Genomic DNA, 17,623 nt, shown 5'->3' on the forward strand with positions numbered 1-17,623 from the left:
TTTTTTCCGAAAGTATTAGAAATAGATTGGGTAGTAAACCTATTCAAAAGATAACCTTTACAGTTTATAATTAACATATAAAGGAAGCAAGTTGCAGGTTAAATATAGAAATGAAAGGTGGTTAGTTTGTATGCTTAGTGAGCTAATTGACAGTGAGGTTATAAACCTTGATGTTGAATGCATAAATTGGATGGATGCAATTAAAAAAGGAACTGAGCTTCTCCTAAGTAAAGATTACATAGAAAAGAGTTATGAAGAAGCTATAATAGATAACTTTATAAAACTTGGCCCTTATATGGTAATAGCACCTGGTATTGTATTATCTCATGCTAGACATGAACAAGGGGTAAAAAGACTTTCATTAAGTATTATAACTCTTAAAAATCCAGTTAATTTTGGAAGTGAAATGAATGACCCAGTTAAACTTATAATTACATTAGCAGCTATTGATGATAAAAGTCATATGAAAGCTTTAGAAGAACTTATGGGGTTATTTATGAACACAGAAGATTTAAATTCACTTATGATTGAAAAGGATAAAGAAAAAATACTTATGTTATTAAATAAATATTCTAATTAAGCAATGTAATTAATCTAATTATAAAGATTCAAGGAGGATTTATATGAAAATTCTAGTTTGTTGTGGAAGTGGTCTTGGAAGTAGTTTTATGATGGAAATCAACATTAAAAAAGTTTTAAAAGAATTAAATGTGACTAATGTAGAGGTTGATCATTCTGATCTCGGTTCAGCAAAGGGTACAAAAGCTGACGTTTATGTAGGTACAAGAGATATAGCAAATCAATTAACATCATTAGGAGGTGAGGTAATTTCTTTAAACAGTATGATAGATTTAAACGAACTAAAGAATAAGCTAGTTGAAACATTAACAAAGATGGCAATCATAAAATAAGATTTATTTAATAATTATTTAGGGGGAATTCATATGTCAATACTAAAGGTTATACTTGATATACTAAGTGTACCTGCAATTTTAGTTGGTCTTGTAGCAATGGTTGGACTTATAATTCAAAAGAAACCATCCTCTCAAATCATTCAAGGTACAATTAAAACAATTATGGGTTTTTTAGTTTTAGGTGGAGGAGCTTCAATAGTAGTTGGCTCTTTAGGCAGCTTTGGTGCAATGTTCCAAGAAGGATTTGGACTTCAAGGTATAGTTCCTAACAATGAAGCTATAGTAGCACTTGCATTAAAGACCTATGGAACTCAAACCGCACTTATTATGGCTTTTGGAATGCTTGCAAATATTCTAATAGCTCGTTTAACACCATTAAAATATATATTCTTAACAGGCCATCACACCTTATACATGGCATGTATGATAGCTGCAATTTTAGTTGCAGGTGGAATGAGTGGCGTTTCTCTTGTAGTTGTAGGATCAATTATATTAGGTTTTGTAATGGCTTTATTCCCAGCAATAGCTCAGCCAACTATGAGAAAAATTACAGGGCAAGATGATGTAGCTTTTGCTCATTTTGGAACTATAGGTTATGTTCTTTCAGCTGGTATTGGTAAGCTAGTAGGTAAAAATTCAAAATCAACAGAAGAAATGAGTTTTCCTCAAAGCTTAAATTTCTTAAGAGACACTTCTGTTGCAATAAGTTTAACCATGGGACTATTATACATTATTGTTGCTATTGCAGCAGGTCCAGCCTACGTTGAAGCAGAACTTAGTGCTGGGCAAAATTTCATAGTATTTTCTTTAATACAAGCTATAACCTTTGCAGGTGGTGTATATGTAATACTTGCAGGTGTAAGATTAATACTTGGAGAAATAGTACCTGCATTTAGAGGAATTGCAATGACAATAGTTCCTAATGCTAAACCAGCCTTAGATTGTCCAGTAGTTTATCCTTACGCTCCTAATGCTGTACTTATAGGATTTTTATCAAGTTTAGTTGGCGGAGTTTTAGGAATGTTTATACTAATAGGCCTAAAGGCAACCGTAATATTACCTGGAGTTGTTCCTCATTTCTTCTGTGGTGCTACAGCTGGTGTATTTGGAAATGCCACTGGTGGTAAAAGAGGAGCAATACTTGGAGCATTTATTCAAGGTCTTTTAATAACCTTCCTTCCAGTACTATTAATGCCTGTACTTGGTGGATTAGGTTACGCAGGTTCAACCTTTAGTGATGCTGACTTTGGCGTAGTTGGAATAATACTTGGAAAGATACTTCAATTATTTGCACATTAATATTTATAGCAGCTTTGATTTTGTCAAGGCTGTTTACTCTTGTTTAATTAAAATAAATTGGGAGGTTAACTATGGAACTTAATAAAAGCTGTACTGAAATTATAAAGTATTTGAGAGAAAAAAATGATTATGTTAAAGTTCAGGAGTTAGCTGAAAAATATAAGCTCACTGATAGAGCTATAAGGTATAAGCTTGATAAAATAGAATCCTTCCTTGTTAAAAATGGCTTTCAATATTTAGACAAGCAGCATTTAAAAGGTATTAAAATTGTTAATGAGCCTAAACTCCAAGAATTTTTAGATGGATTTTTAGGAACTCATACCCCCTACAAATATGTTTATTCAAAAGATGAACGTTTCGAATTTATGCTTATGAAAACCATTCAGTCAAATAAACCTACAAAACTTTCTTATTTTGAAAATAAACTCTGTATCTCTAAAAATACAGTTTCAAAGGAGTTTGAAACCATTGAAGCCTGGCTTTATAAAAGAGGCCTTAAAGTAATTAGAAAACCAAAGGTTGGAGTTATTATAGAGGGTGATGAAAAAGCTAAAAGAGATGCAATAATGGAGATTACATCAGAAACTATTACTACAGAAGACATAGTTAACTATGTAAATAAAAAAACATCAAAGTCAAAAATAAATGATCTTCAATTTGAAACCTTATTTTCTAATATAGATATTGATTTTATAGATAGATTAATAAAAAATGCTGAAATAGAATTAAATAAAGAATTTAGTGATGAAGCTTATGGAAGCCTAATTACACATATAGCCCTTATGATAAAACGAATTGAGCTTAATACTAACGTAGCGCTTCCTCCACTAAAATTAGATAATTTAAAAGATAATAAAGAGTATTTAACTTCACAAAATATGCTGATTAAAATTGAGGAACATTATGAAATAAAGGTTCCAAAAGAAGAAATTAGTTATATAACCCTTCATTTATTAGGTGCTCGTGTTCTAAAAACAAATGATCTTTATAAGGATGAATGTAACTCAGATGATTTATATAACATATGCAAACTCATGAGTGAAGAGATAGAAAAAATATATAATGTTAATTTTGGTATTAAAAGAAACAAAATCATAGAAGGACTTGTCTTACATTTAAGACCAAGTATTTATAGAATTAAATTTAATTTAAATCTTATAAATCCTCTTTATGATGAAATCCGTTTAAATTATAATGAATTATTTTTAAATACTAAACTAGTTTCAATATATTTAGAAAATTATATAGGTAAAAAAATTGATGACCATGAAATTTCTTATATGGCTCTTCATTTTGGTGCTGCAATTCGAAATGCAAAAGAAAATAAAATAACAAAGATTGTTTTAGTTTGCGGAACTGGTGTTGGAACAGCAAAGATGATTGCTTCTCAAGTTGAAGATAAATTCAACGTAAAAATAGTCGATACTGTAGCAAGTAGAATGGTTACTAAATTAAATACCATGGAATATGATTTGGTTATAAGTTCAATTGATATTCCAGAAATGAAAAATGATACTTATATAAAGATAAGTCCTATTATGACTAAAAAAGACTACGATAAACTTAGCAAATATCTTAGTGTGAAGCTAAAAAAAGAGAGTAGTTATGAGGATGATATAAATCTTGTAAATAAACTTATGAGTATAGTTAATAAATACTGTACCATAAATGATAAAGAACAGCTAAAATACGAGTTTATGTATGAACTTAAAAAAGAGAAACAACAATTCCCTAAAGATAACTTTAGTTATAATTTAAAGGATTTACTTACCGCTGAATTTATTAGTTTAAATGTTGAGTGTAGATATTGGGAAGAAGCTATTAGAAAGGGTATGAGTGTACTTTTAGAGAAAAATTTTGTTACGAATACCTATGAGGAAGCCGTGATTAATAGTCTAAAGAAAATTGGTCCGTATATGGTAGTTGCCCCTGGAATAGTTCTTTCTCATAGTACACCTGAAAATGGAGTTAATAAGTTATCTATGAGTTTAATGACAATTAAAAATCCTGTTAAGTTTGGTAGCGAATTTAATGACCCAGTTAAACTTTTAATCACCATTGCTCCAAAAGACAGTGAAAGTCATCTTAAAGGCTTATCTCAGCTTATGGCTTTGTTTACAAATAGTGAAGATTTAAAAAAGGTTATGAATGGGAAAAGTAAAGAAGACATCATTAAGATTATAAATAAATACTCTAAATAAAGTGGTTTATTTTTTCCGAATCTCTTAGAAAAAGAATGGAGCTTAGGTCTATTTAAAGTAGATTTAAGCTCTTTTATAATTTAAGTATGGAAGGAGGACATTAAATGCTAAAAAATTTACTGACAGAGGATTTAATAAAACTCAACATTGAATGTAGTAATTGGGAAGAAGCTATTAAAGAGGGTACTACTCTTTTGATGAAAAAAAACTTTGTAAATAGCTCCTATGAAAATGCTATAATTAAAAATTTTTATGAACTAGGACCCTATATGGTAATAGCTCCCGGCATAGTATTGTCACATGCAAGACCTGAAAATGGAGTAAATAATCTTGCTTTAAGTCTAATAACCCTTAAATCACCTTTAAACTTTGGTAATGATGCTAATGATCCTGTAAAACTTATATTAACCCTAGCAGCTATAGATAATGAAGGGCATGTTAATGTCCTAAAAGAATTAATGGATCTTTTGATGGACGAAAATGATTTAAATTTATTAATGAACTCAGACGATACTGTGGATGTAATTAAAATAATAAATAAACATTCCTATTAAAAATCTAGGAGGAGAAAGTATGAATGAAAATGAAATTAAAAATCTTAATGAAAAATGCAGGCATATACGCAGTCTCATTATTGAAGAGATTGGTGAGCTTGGAGTAGGTCACGTTGGAGGAAGTCTTTCTATTGTAGAAGTACTGGTTGTTTTATATAACAAAGTCATGAATATAAATCCTGATAACCCATATTTTGAAGGAAGAGATAGATTTGTACTATCTAAAGGTCATGGAGGCCCTGGTCTTTATGCTGTACTCGCTGATAGAGGCTTTTTTGATATTGAAGAATTATCTACTTTAAATAAACCAAACACTAAACTTCCAAGCCATTGTGATATGAATAAAACTAAAGGAGTAGACATGACTGTAGGATCCTTAGGACAAGGTATTTCCTGTGCTGTTGGCATGGCTAAAGCATCAAAAATAAAAAAAGATAATGCTTATATATATTGTATCCTTGGTGATGGTGAGTGCCAAGAAGGAGAGGTATGGGAAGCTTCAATGTGCGCAGCTCATTTTAAACTTAATAATTTAATAGCTTTTATTGATTATAATAAAATGCAAATAGATGGATTAACTAAAGATGTAATGAACTTAGGAGATATTAATAAAAAATGGGAAGCTTTTGGTTGGAATGTTTTAGATGTAGACGGTCACAATGTAGCTGATATTTATGAAAAGATTATAGATGGAAAAAAATCTAAAGACAAACCAACTATGATTATTTTAAATACTATTAAAGGAAAAGGTATTTCTTTTATAGAAGAGATGGGCTATAAAAATCACAGCATGAATGTAACTGATTATCAAAAATCCTTAGCTTTAAATGAGTTAAGATGGGAGGAATAGAAATGTCTGAGCATATGGAAATGAGAAAAGTTCTTTGTAATGAACTTCAAAAACTTATGGAAATAGATGAAAGGGTTGTTGTAATTGACGGTGATCTAGGAACTGCTATGGGAACCTCAAGCCTTAAAGAAAAATTCCAAGATCGAGCTTTTAATGCAGGAATAGCTGAGCAGAATATGACAGCTATGGCTGCTGGAATGTCAGCCTACGGATTTATCCCTTTTATATGCACTTTTACGGCCTTCGCTAGTAGGAGAATCTGCGATCAAATATGTGTTTCTATAGCTTATGCTAAAAGAAATGTAAAAATAATTGCAGGGGCTCCTGGTATTGCAGCTCAATTAAATGGTGGAACTCATATGAGTTTAGATGATATAGGAATTTTAAGAAGTATTCCAGATATGATTATATTTGAAGCTGTAGATGCTGTTCAGCTTTCAAAGGCTCTTCCACAAATATCTAATCACTATGGACCTGTATATCTAAGATTATTTAGAAAAGCTTCTCCTAAAATCTTTGATGACAACTATAAATTTGATTTATTTAAGGCTGATATTTTAAAAGAAGGAAAAGATGTAAGCATATTTGCTAGCAGAATAATGGTTTCTGAAGCTCTTAAAGCTTATGAAACACTAAAAGCAAAAGGAATAGATGCGGAAGTTATTAATATTCATACCATAAAACCAATAGATAAAGATACAATTATTTCCTCTGTAAAGAAAACTGGATGCGCTGTTACCTGCGAAAATCACAATGTTATTGGTGGACTCAAAAGTGCAGTAGCTGAAGTGCTAATCGAAGAATGTCCTGTACCTTTAAGATCTATTGGTACAAAAGACCACCATGGAGAAGTTGGAACAATAGATTTTTTAAAGGAAAAGTTTCATATGAAGGATAGTGATATAGTTAATGAGGTCTATTCGCTTCTAAGCAAAAAATAGCCTAACTTTATTTATAAAAGATTATGTTATAATTATCTTTATATGTTTAATATAAGATAATCAAGAAAGTGGGGCAAATAAAATGAATCTTAAGCCAAGGATAAAAGGAATAATATTTGTTATACTCGGAGCTACTCTTTGGGGAGTATCAGGATCTGTTGCTCAGTTTTTGTTTAAAACCAAAGGTTTTAATACTGAGTGGCTTGTTACAATTCGATTGTTAGCATCAGGAATACTCTTACTTCTATATTCATACTCAAAATCTAAAAATGATATCTTTAAGGTATGGAAGAATAAAAGAACAGCCTTAGGGTTAATAGTTTTTAGTTTAGTTGGAATGTTAGGATCTCAATACACTTACTTTGCTGCAATAAATCATGGAAATGCTGCAACTGCTACAATACTGCAATATTTATCGCCTGTTTTTATAACATTATACATGATTGTAAAAAACAGAAAACTTCCAAGTATAAAGCAAATAGGTGCAATAGCTTTAGCTATGCTAGGAACTTTTTTCATAATTACTAATGGTAATATTAATGAAATAAATATATCTAAGTCAGCTTTATTTTGGGGAATTGCTGCAGGAATTACAGCTGCTTTTTATACTCTTCAACCTAAGAAGTTATTAGCTGAGTTTGGATCAATACTTCTAGTAGGGTGGGGTATGCTTATAGGTGGAATCTCATTTAGCTTCATACATGCGCCATGGAACTTTCAAGGAGAGTGGACAACTTCTTCTTTTCTAGGGGTATTCTTTGTAGTAATCTTTGGAACCTTGATTGCTTATAACTGTTATTTAAACAGCTTAAAATACATTGAACCGACAGAAGCAAGTATCTTATCTTCTTCAGAACCTCTTTCAGCTGCATTTTTATCCGTCATATGGCTTAAGGAAGTTTTAGGACTAGCTCAGTGGATAGGTACTATATGTATTATTATTACAATTGTGATGTTATCCACAACAAAAGGTAAAACTTCTGAATCAAAATGTTAAAAATCCAAATAGCTTATAATAAAAAAGCCAGTAAATTCTCTGGCTTTTTTATTATTATTTGGTAATTATATGAAGATAATGTTATAATATTTGTAATAATTTATGAAATTGGAGAAGAAAGCATGGATGAAATTATAATAAGAGAAAATTTATCAAAAGTCATAAAAACTATAATTTTTGCTACAATAAATATCTTTTTATGTTTTTGGTATTTTTTTAATGGTACAGTAAATAGTATGATTCTAAATTTAATACTTGGGATACTTCTTTTGCTTTTATGTCCTCTAAGCCTAGCTTTCATAATAAAAAACGTAATTTACAAAAGAGCCTTATTAAAAATAGACGATAACGGAATTACTGTTATATCCTCTTTATCTAGTATAGGTTTTATTGATTACAATAACATTAAATCAGTTTATGCATTTGAGAAGTTAAAACAAAAGTTCTTAGCTATAGATTTAATTGACTTACACAAAGTTATTAATAATATTTCTCCATTTAAAAAGTTAATAATAAAATTCAATCTTAAATTGAAATATCCTGTTATCTGTATTAATCTTGATACTTCTGATATGGATCTTGACGAGGTTTTAAGAATAATTAATGATAGATTAGAAGACAACTTAAAGCCATAGAGTATATTTATTTAAGACGTTTTAATGACATAAAAGTAATTATAGACATTAGTAGAGATATAAATACTAATATTATAGATGAAATTAAAAAACTCCCTGTAAAAAAATTAATCCCATACTATTGTCCTAAAAGCAATATTACAAAAATCAACGCCCAGTTTACAGTTGCTCCACTTACATTGATATAAATAGTTAAAAGTGAAAGTACTAGCATTCCAATTCCAAATACCAGACAATATCTTAATACACTACGATTTTTAAATTTGATGCTTATTAACAATATAAATATCCAAATCAATAAGTAGGAAGAAGTGACTATTAAACTTTTATAATTTGCAGGGCCCCCCATTAAAAATTCTTGAAAATTTAGAAATCCACTTCCAATAACAGCCACAATAGATACTATAACTAATAATAATGTACTAATTCTCATTTTTAACCCCTACCATTCAAATAATTTATAAAGTCCTTTAATATATGACTTGCTTATATTTTAGATGCTTTTTCTATTAAATCCCATAACATATTGTGTATATTATGGTAATTATGTTATAATTTATATCAAATATACTTCGTATTAATAAACCAATCTCAAAGGAATCCTTTCTTTTACATACCTTAATCTAATATCATTATTATATAAAATTTATGGGGTGGGCGATATAATGGATAAAAAAACAACAAACTCAATAAAAATAGGAATAATCGGTGATTATGATAGTGAAAGAATATCACATATAGCTACAAATGATGCTTTAGTTCATTGCGGTAAAGCCTTAAATATACATGTTGAATTTAAATGGATATCTACTGACAGCCTTGAGAAGGATGTAGAAAAACAACTACGTGAATTCAATGGATTATTTTGTGCACCTGGAAGCCCGTACAATAGCCTTAAGGGAGCGCTAAATGGAATAAAATTTGCAAGAGAAAATAACTATCCCTTTATAGGTACTTGTGGAGGCTTTCAACATGCTGTTATAGAATACCTTGTTAATAAACTAAACTTAGGTGATTTAAAAAATGATGAGGAAAAAAGCATATTTATTACTCCCTTATCATGTTCTTTGCTTGGAGAAACCAGTAAAATTTTAATAGATAAAACATCAAATTTATATAATTGCTATAAACAAGAAGAGATTGAAGAAAGATATAACTGCAATTTTGGAGTTAATCCTGAATATGAAAAACTCTTACATAAAGATGGGTTTAGAATAGTTGGAAAAGACCTTTTAGGAGAGGCAAGAATACTTGAACTTCCTAATATGAAATTTTATGTAGCGACTTTATTTCAACCACAATTAAGCTCAATTCCAGAGAATCCTCATAAACTTATAATAGAATATTTAAAATCAGTTATACAATTTAAGGAGACAAATATAAATGAATAGTACAATTATTGATTTCATTAAAGTACTTGGAATTGCTACAATTTTTATGTTATTATTTAGCTTTATTTTTGGTGTACTTAACAACATGATTCTTAATCCTTTTAGGCCAATACAAAAAATCATTGGCAAGTTAAAATATAGGAATAAACTCTATATAATCTTTATTTCTATAGTTATATTTACCCCTGTTGCAATAAAAGATTGGTTAGATTTAGGTGATTTGGGTTTTGGAATTCTATTCGGCTTTCTATATGCTGTAAATGAGTTTCTTTTTTCTAGAAGATGTCAGGTTAACGATAATGAAAATATTATAGATAATGCGGGAATCTAGGATCAACAAATAGCAAAATGAAGGCTACAGCTTCACTTTCTTGCAAAAAAGAAATAAGTTCTTGCAAAAATGAATTGCCAATTATTTTACTTAACAGCTATTTAATTATTAAATTATCACTAATTATGCAAATATAATATATTAACTCATTATTTTTAGACAAAAACTTGACAATTAGTAATTTTTAAAATATACTTTAGTAAGTGAAAGCAATGAAGCTTTAAACATCGTAAGACTTCTTTGCTTTTTTTTATTTACATTTACTGATATATCAGTGGGATTTCAGTGAAAAGGAGGGGAATTTTTGGTACAAGTTGATAAATCATTTGCAAAAGATATTTATGACAAAATTAAATCCGATATATTAGGATTAAAAATAAAGGATGGAGACTTTTTAACTCTTGCTGAACTTGCTAACAAATATAATGTTAGTAAAACACCAGTTAGAGATGCACTTGGCGCTTTAGAAATAGAAGGTTATCTTACTTCATTACCTAGAAAAGGGTATTTAGTAAAACCAGTAACAAATACTAATATCAAAGAGTGTTTTCAAATGAGATTAATTTTTGAAAAAGCAGCAGTGCATTTGCTTTCTAAAACTGCAACTGAAGCAGAATTAAACAAAATTTTACAACTTGCTATGAATTTTCCCGATATACATAAAAAAGATACCTTCAGTGACTTTAATTCCCTAAATGACAGTTTTCATATGTCTATAATAAAAGCCACGCATAATTCTTTATTTACTGAAATGTTTAAAAATATTATGGAGAATCTTTCAAGAATTCTTATTATAGATAGTCAACATTTAATATATAAAGATGAAATTGAAGAACATATAAGTATAGCTAAAGCTTTGATTGATAGAGACAGTAAAAAAGCGGAAGAGCTTATATATAAACATATTTCACATTTAGAAAATAGAGTTTATAGTAGTCAAAGCGCTATTTAGGAGGACAAAATGAAAAAGATACTTTTATTAACAACAGGAGGAACAATAGCTTCTGTAAAAACCGATAAAGGTCTAGTTCCAGGCTTAAGTGGAGAATGGCTAGTAGAGAAGATCCCTGAGGTTAAAACCTTATGTGAAATAACTGTAAAACCTATATTAAATATTGACAGCTCAAACATGTCTTCATCTGATTGGTTGGTTATAGCTAATGCTATACACGAAGGTTTAAATAATTTTGATGGCATTGTAATAACTCACGGTACTGATACTATGTCATATACAACATCTATAGTTTCTTATATGCTTAGAAACTTAAATAAACCAGTTGTATTTACAGGTTCGCAACTACCTATAGATGCTGAGGGTAGTGATGGTGTAATAAATCTATTCCAATCCTTTCAAGTAGCAACTTCTGATTTCAAAGGAATTTGTCTTGTATTTAATGGAAGGATTATAAAGGGAACTAGAGCATTTAAAATACACTCTATTAGTGAGGATGCTTTTGTAAGTTGTAATTATCCATACCTAGGAAAGTTCCAAGATGGTAAAGTTGTTTTAGAACAAAATGAGGAAATTCCTGATAAGTTAGAGTTTTCACCAAAAGTGTGCGATGAAGTGTTTTTGCTAAAAGTAATACCTGGTATAAAACCATCTATAGTTGATTACATAGTTAGTCAGTCTTACAAAGGAGTAGTTGTAGAAGCTTTTGGACTTGGTGGAATTCCTTCTGAATACACAGACTTACTAGAAAAATTTCAAACTATGACATGTGTTCATAAAATACCTGTTATTGTAGTTAGTCAATGTCTTTACGATGGAACTGATTTAAATATTTATAATGTTGGTGTTAGGGCTGAAAAAGCAGGACTTATTTCTGGAAAAGATATGACTACTGAAGCAGCAGTCACAAAGCTTATGTGGGCTCTTGGTCAAACTGAAGAGTATGAAGAAATTCAAAAAATCATGCAGAAAAACTTATCAGGTGAAATTAGTATTTAATAAAATTTAAATAAGTTACAAACTAATAATGTATATCAATTTTATTTTATTATATTTTTTAGATATGAAAGGGGACATAAAAATGAAAAAGAAATCAATAATAGGGCTAGTTCTATCAGCTGTTATGGCTTTTGGTGTATTAGCTGGATGTCAAAAAGCAGATGCTTCTAAGGAGGATGCAAGTAAAAAATACATAATTGCTTGTGATTCAAAATACGCACCATTTTCTTTTGAAGAAGGCGGAAAATATAAAGGTATAGATGTAGAACTTTTAGAAGCTATAGCTAAAGCAGAAGGTTTTGAGTATGAATTAAAACCAATGGACTTTAGTGCAATAATCCCAGGTCTTACTTCTAACCAATTAGATGGAGCTATTGCTGGAATGAGCATAACTGAAGAGAGAAAGAAAGCTTTAGATTTTTCTGAAGGATATTTTGAATCAGGATTATCAATAGTTGCAAATGCTAAGAACTCTTCATTAAATGGATTAAACGACTTAAATGGTAAGTCAGCTGCAATTAAAAAAGGTACAGCAGGATCTCAATTTGCAGAAGATAATCAATCAAAATATAGTCTAAAACTTAACTATTTTGATGATTCTCCAACAATGTTCTTAGATGTTGAAAATGGAAACTCTGACTTCTTATTAGAAGATTACCCAGTTATAGCTTACAAAATAAAAGTAGACGGATCTTCTAAATTAAAGATTGCTGGAGATAAATTATCATCAGTTGATTATGGTTTTGCAGTAAATAAAGGTAAAAATGCAGAATTACTTAAAAAATTCAACGATGGACTTAAAAAGTTAAAAGAAAATGGCGAATACGATAAAATCGTTGGTCAATATATAGGTAAATAATTATTTTTGATAATGATAGGGAATGGATTTTAATTCATTCTTTATCATTAATTATCATTTTAGTAAGGAGAGGAAAATATGCAGCTTTTGGAAATACTAAAAGAAAGTTTGCCAAGCTTAACTACAGGTATTTTAGTTACAATTAGAATATCAATAATATCTTTGATACTTGCATTTATATTAGGAATTATTTTAGGAATCTTTACAATAAGTAAATCAAAGATATTAAATGCAATATCAACAGTATATATCTACATAATAAGAGGAACCCCTTTAATGGTTCAAGCCTATTTCATATACTTTGGTATAGCACCATTAATTGCACAAAGGTCAGACCCAATGGTATGTGCTATTATTGCAATTACTTTAAATGCTAGTGCATATATGTCTGAGATTTTCAGAGCAGGTATACAAGCTATTGATATTGGACAAATGGAGGCTTCTAGAAGCTTAGGACTTGGTTATTTTAAAACTATGCAAAAAGTTATACTACCACAAGCTATTAAAATAATGATTCCTTCTATTATAAATCAATTTATAATAACAATTAAGGATACATCTATTTTATCAGTAATAAGTATACGTGAACTTACAGCTAGTGGACAAATAATAGTTGCTAGAAACTTTAAACCACTTGAAACATATGCTGCAGTTGCTCTAATGTATTTAGTTTTAATTACTTTACTTACTTTATTATCTAAGTATATAGAAAGGAGACTTCATCGTGGTCATAAAAGCGTCTAATGTTAAAAAAAGGTATGGTAAACTAGAAGTTTTAAAAGATATATCACTTGAAATTACAGAAGGAGAAGTTGTATGTATAATAGGTCCATCTGGTTCAGGTAAAAGTACTCTTTTAAGATGTTTAAATAGATTAGAGGAAATCCAAGCTGGAAGTATATCTATCTTAGGAGAAGAACTAGTAAACAACAAAAGCATAGATACACTAAGACAAAATATAGGCATGGTTTTTCAACACTTCAATCTATTCCCTCATCTAACAGTATTACAAAATATGATTTTAGCTCCAGTTGAGTTAAAGAAAATGAACAAAACAGAAGCAACAAAAAAAGCTATTGATTTATTAGATAAGGTTGGATTAAAGGATAAAAAAGATGTTTATCCAGACACTTTATCTGGTGGACAAAAACAAAGAGTAGCTATAGCTAGAGCTTTAGAAATGAATCCTAAAATAATGTTATTTGATGAACCAACATCAGCATTAGATCCTGAAATGGTTGGAGAGGTTCTTAAGGTTATGAAGGACTTAGCTAAAGAAGGAATGACTATGGTAATAGTTACTCACGAAATGGGCTTTGCAAGGGATGTTGCTGATAGAGTAGTATTTATGGATCACGGCTATATATTAGAAGAAGGCGAACCAGATAAAATATTTACAGCACCAACTAGTGATAGATGCAAAGAATTTTTAGATAAAGTTATTAATGCTAATTCAATTGCATAATAAAGCTAAAAAAACTAAAGTTATTAATTTAATTAATGCTTTAGTTTTTTTATTTAACTAAAATCGGTTATTATAATATTATAATGATTGGTTGATCGGTTGACCAGACAACCAGTTGGGTTGTCTGGTCAAGTAATTTAGGTAAAGGAGTTTTTTGATGAATTATATAGCACTACTTAGAGGAATCAATGTTGGTGGGAAAAATATAATCAAAATGGCACAGCTAAAAGCAGTTTTTGAAGATATAGGATTTCAAAATGTAAAAACCTATATTCAAAGTGGTAATGTATTGTTTTCTTCAGATAAAAGTGAAAGCGTCCTTATTAATAAAATTGAAGAAAAAATATATAAAGATGTGGGGTTTAAAGTTTCAGTAATATTACGAAGTGAAGAAGAGTTTAATAACCTTATAAAGAATTGCCCTTTCTCAGAAAAAGAAATATTAGAAGCTCAAGGAAATACTTCTAGCGAGGTACTGTATGTAGCATTTTTGAAACAAGAGCCTTTAGAAGAAAATATTGATAAATTCAGTGTTTATGAAACTGGTGAGGATAAATATAAAATAATAGGCAGAGACGTGTATTTATTATTTCATGACAGCATAAGAAATTCAAAACTTGGGAACAACCTAGGTAAATTAGATAACTCTGCGACTACACGCAATTGGAAAACAATAAATAAGATTAGTGATCTAGTTAATCGTTAGGAGAGTATTATATGAAAGAATTTTTTCTAAAAAGTCTGAGGATAGGATTTTCAACATGGAATATTAAAGATTCGAAAGATGCAATAGAACTTTGGGGTAACCCAGAAGTTACAAAGTTTATTACTTCAACTGGAGTAATGTCACATAAAGATATAGAGCGTAGACTACAAAAAGAAATAGCTACATATAATATTTACAAGGTTCAATACTTTCCAATATACCTCCTTAGTAATCTTGAAAATATTGGTTGCTGCGGGTTAAGACCTTATGATATAGAAAACAATATATACGAAGTAGGAATTCATTTAAGACCAGAATATTGGGGCTTGGGACTTGCTTCTGAAGCATTAAATTCAATAACCCATTATGCTTTTAATAGCTTAAATATAAAAGAATTATTTGCAGGTCATAATCCTTATAATAAATCCTCAGAAGCTCTTCTTAAAAAGATTGGATTTAACTATTTAAGAGATGAGTTTTACAAGCCTACAGGTCTATATCATCCTTCTTACAGTTTAAAAAATGATGAATAACTGAATCGAAATCACCTTCATTGGTAAGAATATATATTAATGGAGGTGATTTATATATGTCAGAGTTAGAGGATTTACTGAAAGATATAGATATCCTCAGAAAGCAATTGGAAGAATTAATAACTTTCAAAGATGGAAATCTAGTAGATCATGAAGTTGTAACAGCAAGTAAAATCTTAAATGCTGCATTAAATCAATACAATAAATTTATAAAAGAAAAAATTACTCCATAAGTTTAATTTCTAAATATTTACTCCTTATTATGTTATAATAGTTCTTATATCATATTGAAAGGAGTCTATATGAGTAACAAACTCAAAAAGTATTCAAAAACAATAAAAAGCCTTATTTTAGGTGCTTTAATCGGACTATTTTTGGCAGTTTTCATTATTAAATCTCTGTCACCATATATAGAAAGTGAAAGTGGATTATTATTTATATTTAAAATCTATGCGCTAATAGGAGCAGTTTTTTTCTTCTACCTAGTTCATATAATAATTCACGAAGCTGGTCACTTAATATTTGGCATTTTGACTGGATATACTTTTGTATCTTTTAGGATTGCTTCTATTACTTTAATCAAAGAAAATAATAAATTTAAGATAAAAAAGTTTAGCATTCCAGGCACAGCGGGTCAATGCCTTATGATGCCACCTAAGCTTAAAGACGGAAAATATCCTTTTATAATATATAATCTAGGTGGAGGATTAATGAACTTATTAATCGCTTTCACTAGTATATTAATAATTATAATTACTGAAAATAGAGTATCTACGCTAAACTTAATACTTACTTTAGAAAGTATATCAGGAATTATAGCTGGCTTGACTAATATTATTCCTCTTAAGGTTGGTGGGGTGGCAAATGATGGTTATAATATCCTATCGATGCTTAAAGATGAATATGCTAGATATGGTTTTTATACTCAACTTAAAACTTATGCTCTTTTAACTAAAGGATATAGAATGAAGGATATCCCATTTAAAGATATTGAGTGTAAAGAAGGGGTTGACCTTAGTAACCCTCTAGTAGCTTCTCTTAAGCTTTTAGAACACTCTTGGTATTTAGATAAGATGGATTTTGATAATGCCAAACTTTGTTTAAAGGCCTTTGATTCAAATACTGATTTAATACCAATTATTAGGTACGAAATAAACTGCGAAAAAATCTTCTTAGAGCTTATAGGTGATTTTGATAAATATGTAGTGGATAAATTATATGATGATAACTTAAAAAAATACATTAAGGCTTCAAAATTTTCTATTAGTAAAAAGAGATTCCTAATGGCCTATGAAGCTTTTTACGAAAAAGATTTAGATAAAGCCCTTGAATATTTTAAAGAAGGCGAAGTATTAGCATTAAAATATCCTGTAAAAGGTGAAGCAGAGATGGAGTTAATGCTTATGAATTGGATAAAAAATTCTATAATAGAAACAACCTGATAGGTACATGCTATCAGGTTGTTTCTATTATAAGGTCATATATTTAACCTTTACTCCATCTATATCTATAAGCTCATCTTCAAGTTCCTTTACCTCTTTTAAATCTGAGCTAAGATGTAAAAGAATTAACCCCTTTTGGGAACAAGAATCTTCACTTGCCTCATGTAATCCTAGTCTAGTTTTTATAGAGCAACCATGTTTTGTTAATACAGTTTGAACTTGCGGTGCATGAGCAGTTCTAGGATCGATGCTTAATGCCATTATTGTTGTTTCCATAAATAATCCTCCTAAATAAAACTTCACTTGATATCATTACCATTATCTATAAAAAAATTCTGATTTTTTTAATCTATTTAAATTTTTTATAGAAAATTTTAGGTTCAAAAATATAGTTATGTATAAATATTTATTTTTATTTATAAATATACGTAAGACCGCTAAAGACATGGGTTTGCGACTATTTTTTAATAGTAATTTTTTCTTAAAACCTAGATTAAAACGATAAAAAAGCCCTTCAAAAACTATATTTTTTTTAAAATACCTTATATATTAAA

At 29.4% G+C, this 17,623-nt stretch carries 22 protein-coding genes; 20 read left to right on the plus strand and 2 right to left on the minus strand.

Annotation, left to right across the window (positions count from 1 at the left end; translation table 11 throughout):
- Positions 1-130 precede the first annotated feature (130 nt).
- The 9 genes from P8F83_RS06850 (at position 131) to P8F83_RS06890 (ending at position 8,391) form a co-directional block, all read left to right on the plus strand.
- Positions 131-580 carry a PTS sugar transporter subunit IIA gene (locus P8F83_RS06850; RefSeq protein WP_326514016.1) on the plus strand — a complete coding sequence of 150 codons (450 nt, stop codon included), beginning with the start codon at positions 131-133 and terminating at the stop codon, positions 578-580.
- Between the two features lie 43 nt (positions 581-623).
- Positions 624-911 carry a PTS sugar transporter subunit IIB gene (locus tag P8F83_RS06855; protein ID WP_326514017.1) on the plus strand — a complete coding sequence of 96 codons (288 nt, stop codon included), beginning with the start codon at positions 624-626 and terminating at the stop codon, positions 909-911.
- A 33-nt stretch (positions 912-944) separates the two neighbouring features.
- Positions 945-2,213, plus strand: coding sequence for a PTS ascorbate transporter subunit IIC (locus tag P8F83_RS06860; protein ID WP_326514018.1), 1,269 nt, complete (start codon positions 945-947; stop codon positions 2,211-2,213).
- A gap of 71 nt (positions 2,214-2,284) precedes the next feature.
- Positions 2,285-4,414, plus strand: coding sequence for a BglG family transcription antiterminator (locus tag P8F83_RS06865; protein WP_326514019.1), 2,130 nt, complete (start codon positions 2,285-2,287; stop codon positions 4,412-4,414).
- A 104-nt stretch (positions 4,415-4,518) separates the two neighbouring features.
- Entirely contained in the window at positions 4,519-4,968 is a 450-nt protein-coding gene (locus P8F83_RS06870; RefSeq protein ID WP_326514020.1) for a PTS sugar transporter subunit IIA, read from the plus strand.
- A gap of 19 nt (positions 4,969-4,987) precedes the next feature.
- Positions 4,988-5,818 (plus strand): transketolase, encoded by an 831-nt coding sequence (locus P8F83_RS06875; protein WP_326514021.1) that lies wholly within the window; start codon positions 4,988-4,990, stop codon positions 5,816-5,818.
- Between the two features lie 2 nt (positions 5,819-5,820).
- Positions 5,821-6,759: a transketolase family protein gene (locus P8F83_RS06880; RefSeq protein WP_326514022.1), complete on the plus strand. Its 939-nt coding sequence runs from the start codon at positions 5,821-5,823 to the stop codon at positions 6,757-6,759.
- A gap of 82 nt (positions 6,760-6,841) precedes the next feature.
- Positions 6,842-7,756 carry a DMT family transporter gene (locus P8F83_RS06885; protein WP_326514023.1) on the plus strand — a complete coding sequence of 305 codons (915 nt, stop codon included), beginning with the start codon at positions 6,842-6,844 and terminating at the stop codon, positions 7,754-7,756.
- A gap of 122 nt (positions 7,757-7,878) precedes the next feature.
- Positions 7,879-8,391 (plus strand): STM3941 family protein, encoded by a 513-nt coding sequence (locus P8F83_RS06890; RefSeq protein WP_326514024.1) that lies wholly within the window; start codon positions 7,879-7,881, stop codon positions 8,389-8,391.
- A 118-nt stretch (positions 8,392-8,509) separates the two neighbouring features.
- Here P8F83_RS06890 and P8F83_RS06895 read toward each other — a convergent pair whose 3' ends face one another.
- Entirely contained in the window at positions 8,510-8,824 is a 315-nt protein-coding gene (locus tag P8F83_RS06895) for a hypothetical protein (RefSeq protein WP_326514025.1), read from the minus strand.
- A gap of 232 nt (positions 8,825-9,056) precedes the next feature.
- Between P8F83_RS06895 and P8F83_RS06900 the strand changes: the two genes are divergently transcribed.
- The 11 genes from P8F83_RS06900 (at position 9,057) to P8F83_RS06950 (ending at position 17,069) form a co-directional block, all read left to right on the plus strand.
- Complete coding sequence (locus P8F83_RS06900) at positions 9,057-9,782, plus strand: CTP synthase C-terminal region-related (seleno)protein (protein WP_326514026.1); 726 nt, start codon at positions 9,057-9,059, stop codon at positions 9,780-9,782.
- Positions 9,775-10,113 carry a hypothetical protein gene (locus P8F83_RS06905; protein ID WP_326514027.1) on the plus strand — a complete coding sequence of 113 codons (339 nt, stop codon included), beginning with the start codon at positions 9,775-9,777 and terminating at the stop codon, positions 10,111-10,113. The genes P8F83_RS06900 and P8F83_RS06905 overlap by 8 nt, the downstream gene beginning before the upstream one ends.
- A gap of 304 nt (positions 10,114-10,417) precedes the next feature.
- A complete protein-coding gene (locus P8F83_RS06910) occupies positions 10,418-11,065 on the plus strand; it encodes a GntR family transcriptional regulator (protein WP_326514028.1) in 648 nt (215 codons plus the stop codon).
- A 9-nt stretch (positions 11,066-11,074) separates the two neighbouring features.
- Complete coding sequence (locus P8F83_RS06915) at positions 11,075-12,064, plus strand: asparaginase (RefSeq protein WP_326514029.1); 990 nt, start codon at positions 11,075-11,077, stop codon at positions 12,062-12,064.
- Positions 12,065-12,146: 82 nt separating this feature from the next.
- A complete protein-coding gene (locus tag P8F83_RS06920; protein ID WP_326514030.1) occupies positions 12,147-12,923 on the plus strand; it encodes a transporter substrate-binding domain-containing protein in 777 nt (258 codons plus the stop codon).
- Positions 12,924-13,001: 78 nt separating this feature from the next.
- On the plus strand, positions 13,002-13,667 hold the full coding sequence (locus P8F83_RS06925) for an amino acid ABC transporter permease (protein ID WP_286906195.1): 666 nt from the start codon (positions 13,002-13,004) through the stop codon (positions 13,665-13,667).
- A complete protein-coding gene (locus P8F83_RS06930) occupies positions 13,648-14,388 on the plus strand; it encodes an amino acid ABC transporter ATP-binding protein (protein ID WP_286906196.1) in 741 nt (246 codons plus the stop codon). The genes P8F83_RS06925 and P8F83_RS06930 overlap by 20 nt, the downstream gene beginning before the upstream one ends.
- 157 nt (positions 14,389-14,545) lie before the next feature.
- Complete coding sequence (locus P8F83_RS06935) at positions 14,546-15,094, plus strand: DUF1697 domain-containing protein (RefSeq protein ID WP_326514031.1); 549 nt, start codon at positions 14,546-14,548, stop codon at positions 15,092-15,094.
- A gap of 11 nt (positions 15,095-15,105) precedes the next feature.
- Positions 15,106-15,627: a GNAT family N-acetyltransferase gene (locus P8F83_RS06940; RefSeq protein WP_326514032.1), complete on the plus strand. Its 522-nt coding sequence runs from the start codon at positions 15,106-15,108 to the stop codon at positions 15,625-15,627.
- Positions 15,628-15,683: 56 nt separating this feature from the next.
- Positions 15,684-15,860 (plus strand): aspartyl-phosphate phosphatase Spo0E family protein, encoded by a 177-nt coding sequence (locus P8F83_RS06945; protein WP_326514033.1) that lies wholly within the window; start codon positions 15,684-15,686, stop codon positions 15,858-15,860.
- A 69-nt stretch (positions 15,861-15,929) separates the two neighbouring features.
- On the plus strand, positions 15,930-17,069 hold the full coding sequence (locus tag P8F83_RS06950; RefSeq protein ID WP_326514034.1) for a hypothetical protein: 1,140 nt from the start codon (positions 15,930-15,932) through the stop codon (positions 17,067-17,069).
- Positions 17,070-17,096: 27 nt separating this feature from the next.
- Here the strand turns inward: P8F83_RS06950 and P8F83_RS06955 are convergent, their stop codons facing one another.
- Positions 17,097-17,345 carry a CPF_0552 family protein gene (locus tag P8F83_RS06955; RefSeq protein ID WP_021802012.1) on the minus strand — a complete coding sequence of 83 codons (249 nt, stop codon included), beginning with the start codon at positions 17,343-17,345 and terminating at the stop codon, positions 17,097-17,099.
- Between the last annotated feature and the right edge of the window lie 278 nt (positions 17,346-17,623).

It is taken from the genome of Clostridium intestinale (assembly GCF_035905475.1).
In the GTDB taxonomy this organism is placed as follows: domain Bacteria; phylum Bacillota; class Clostridia; order Clostridiales; family Clostridiaceae; genus Clostridium_T; species Clostridium_T intestinale.

What these genes read in the sequence shown, in the direction of transcription:
- P8F83_RS06850 (WP_326514016.1), top strand. Translation starts at nt 131, where the DNA reads ATGCTTAGTGAGCTAATTGACAGTGAGGTTATAAACCTTGATGTTGAA.
- P8F83_RS06855 (WP_326514017.1), top strand. Translation starts at nt 624, where the DNA reads ATGAAAATTCTAGTTTGTTGTGGAAGTGGTCTTGGAAGTAGTTTTATG.
- P8F83_RS06860 (WP_326514018.1), top strand. Translation starts at nt 945, where the DNA reads ATGTCAATACTAAAGGTTATACTTGATATACTAAGTGTACCTGCAATT.
- P8F83_RS06865 (WP_326514019.1), top strand. Translation starts at nt 2,285, where the DNA reads ATGGAACTTAATAAAAGCTGTACTGAAATTATAAAGTATTTGAGAGAA.
- P8F83_RS06870 (WP_326514020.1), top strand. Translation starts at nt 4,519, where the DNA reads ATGCTAAAAAATTTACTGACAGAGGATTTAATAAAACTCAACATTGAA.
- P8F83_RS06875 (WP_326514021.1), top strand. Translation starts at nt 4,988, where the DNA reads ATGAATGAAAATGAAATTAAAAATCTTAATGAAAAATGCAGGCATATA.
- P8F83_RS06880 (WP_326514022.1), top strand. Translation starts at nt 5,821, where the DNA reads ATGTCTGAGCATATGGAAATGAGAAAAGTTCTTTGTAATGAACTTCAA.
- P8F83_RS06885 (WP_326514023.1), top strand. Translation starts at nt 6,842, where the DNA reads ATGAATCTTAAGCCAAGGATAAAAGGAATAATATTTGTTATACTCGGA.
- P8F83_RS06890 (WP_326514024.1), top strand. Translation starts at nt 7,879, where the DNA reads ATGGATGAAATTATAATAAGAGAAAATTTATCAAAAGTCATAAAAACT.
- P8F83_RS06895 (WP_326514025.1), bottom strand. Translation starts at nt 8,824, where the DNA reads ATGAGAATTAGTACATTATTATTAGTTATAGTATCTATTGTGGCTGTT.
- P8F83_RS06900 (WP_326514026.1), top strand. Translation starts at nt 9,057, where the DNA reads ATGGATAAAAAAACAACAAACTCAATAAAAATAGGAATAATCGGTGAT.
- P8F83_RS06905 (WP_326514027.1), top strand. Translation starts at nt 9,775, where the DNA reads ATGAATAGTACAATTATTGATTTCATTAAAGTACTTGGAATTGCTACA.
- P8F83_RS06915 (WP_326514029.1), top strand. Translation starts at nt 11,075, where the DNA reads ATGAAAAAGATACTTTTATTAACAACAGGAGGAACAATAGCTTCTGTA.
- P8F83_RS06920 (WP_326514030.1), top strand. Translation starts at nt 12,147, where the DNA reads ATGAAAAAGAAATCAATAATAGGGCTAGTTCTATCAGCTGTTATGGCT.
- P8F83_RS06925 (WP_286906195.1), top strand. Translation starts at nt 13,002, where the DNA reads ATGCAGCTTTTGGAAATACTAAAAGAAAGTTTGCCAAGCTTAACTACA.
- P8F83_RS06935 (WP_326514031.1), top strand. Translation starts at nt 14,546, where the DNA reads ATGAATTATATAGCACTACTTAGAGGAATCAATGTTGGTGGGAAAAAT.
- P8F83_RS06940 (WP_326514032.1), top strand. Translation starts at nt 15,106, where the DNA reads ATGAAAGAATTTTTTCTAAAAAGTCTGAGGATAGGATTTTCAACATGG.
- P8F83_RS06945 (WP_326514033.1), top strand. Translation starts at nt 15,684, where the DNA reads ATGTCAGAGTTAGAGGATTTACTGAAAGATATAGATATCCTCAGAAAG.
- P8F83_RS06950 (WP_326514034.1), top strand. Translation starts at nt 15,930, where the DNA reads ATGAGTAACAAACTCAAAAAGTATTCAAAAACAATAAAAAGCCTTATT.
- P8F83_RS06955 (WP_021802012.1), bottom strand. Translation starts at nt 17,345, where the DNA reads ATGGAAACAACAATAATGGCATTAAGCATCGATCCTAGAACTGCTCAT.